Origin of the sequence: Streptomyces sp. 13-12-16, assembly GCF_002114215.1 — a bacterium.
In the GTDB taxonomy this organism is placed as follows: Bacteria; Actinomycetota; Actinomycetes; order Streptomycetales; family Streptomycetaceae; genus Streptomyces.
Genome location: NZ_NCTE01000801.1, coordinates 1 through 1,693, shown reverse-complemented (window position 1 = coordinate 1,693; position 1,693 = coordinate 1). Strand labels below are relative to the sequence as shown.

Here is a 1,693-nt window from a genome sequence, read left to right as displayed (position 1 = left end):
CCGTCACGACCCCGGCCCCCGCACACGCGCCGGCGGCCTCTCCCCAGACCCGCGCGGCCCCGCGTCCCCACCTCCACGGCCATGTCTCACTCGTCACCAGGTACGCGACCGACAGCACCACCACACCGGCCGCCTCCCACCACGCCGGGCCCCCGGACGCCGCGATCACCACGACACCGCTCGCCAGCACGGTCGTGCGGTGCCGCAGCAGAACACGGGTCCAGCGCACCGACTCCAGCGACGGCCGCCGGTCCACCGCCGGCGCCGCCCACGCCGCGAAGACGACCGCGCATCCGAACAGCACCGCCCCGCGCGCCCCGCCCACCGTCACCCACGGCCGCCACGCCACCACGACGGCCGCCACTCCGAGCACCCGCACCGGCACGGTCCCGGCCCAGTACCGCGCGTACTCCCGCAAGGCCGTCCGCTCGTCGAGCGCCGTCATCGCGCTCACCCCCGTCCCCCGATCCGCCCCGACAGCAACGGCGCCAACGCCAGGTCCAGCGACTCGCCCACGACGTGCCGCAGTACCGGCACCCCGCTGTCCCGCAGGGCGAACCGCATCGCGTCCCGGTCCGCGTGCCACAGCCGCAGCCCCAACTCGCCCGCCGCGTCACCCGGTTCGACGTACGGATCCCCGCTCGGGATCTCCACGACGACCGGCCGGCGCCCCCGCCCCTGAAGATCCCGCAGCACCTTCAGCACCCGTGCGTCGCTCAGCGGAGTGAACACGTACACCAGAGCCCCCTGCGGCAGCGCGGGCGGCGGCACCCGCTCGAGTCCGGGTCCGTCGAACCGCCGGTCCTTGCGGACGTCGAGGACGCTTTCGACGATGCGGTAGAACGCCGCGTCCCCGGTCCCCGGCGCCAGCCACCGCGTGGTGCCCCCGGTCGAGACGACCCCCACCCGGTCGTGGGTGCGCAGATAGGCGCGGGCGAGCCCGGTGGCGGCCCGCACCGTCTCGTCCAGGGACGACACCCCGGTCACCGGGTCGACGACGTCCCCGAACGCGTCGAGCAGCATCACCGTGTCGGCGGCCCGCTCGGCCGCGAACCGGTGCAGCTGCACGGCCCCGCGCCGGGTCGTCGACGGCCAGTGGATGCGCCGCTGCCGTTCCCCGGGCACCCACGGTCCCACCCCGACGACCTCGACGCCCTCTCCGGCCTGCGGGGAGGCGTGCTCGCCGAGTCGCTGCGGCAGCCGCACCGGGATCGGGGTGAACCGGGCCTGCGCGGCGTGCGGGAAGACGGACACCTCGGCCGCCTCGACCCGCACGGTGCGGCGCACGGTGCCCCCGGCGTCGTACACGTCGAGGTCCACCGGGCCGAGCGACCAGCGTCCCCAGCGCAGCGCGGTGTGGCGCAGCGTCACCGTGGACGGGCCGACGACGACCTCGTCGAGCCGCAGGCCCGGGCCGAGCGTGACACCGGGGTCGAGGCGGACGGAGCCGCCGTCGTGGGCCACCGCGATGCGGAGGGTGACGGTGTCGCCCTCGAAGCAGCGTTCCGGTTCGACGGTGGCCGACGTCTCGATGCGCCGGGCGTACGTACGCGGCAGCGCGAGCGCGAGCAGTACCAGCGGCACCGCCGCGAGCGCGAGCAGCCACGCCCGGCCGGTGAGCAGGGCGGCGGACAGCGCGACGACGGCGACGGTCAGCAGGCGCAGTGTCCGCTCGCCGGGGCGCGGTCCGCCG

2 protein-coding genes are annotated in these 1,693 nt (G+C 76.3%); both read right to left on the bottom strand.

Annotated elements, in window-relative coordinates; translation table 11 throughout:
• A partial coding sequence (locus B7767_RS29205) for a hypothetical protein (RefSeq protein WP_085574777.1) occupies positions 1-445 on the bottom strand: 445 nt, incomplete at its 3' end.
• A gap of 5 nt (positions 446-450) precedes the next feature.
• Positions 451-1,693 (bottom strand): DUF58 domain-containing protein (locus tag B7767_RS29200; RefSeq protein WP_107486398.1); only part of this gene is annotated, 1,243 nt, incomplete at its 5' end.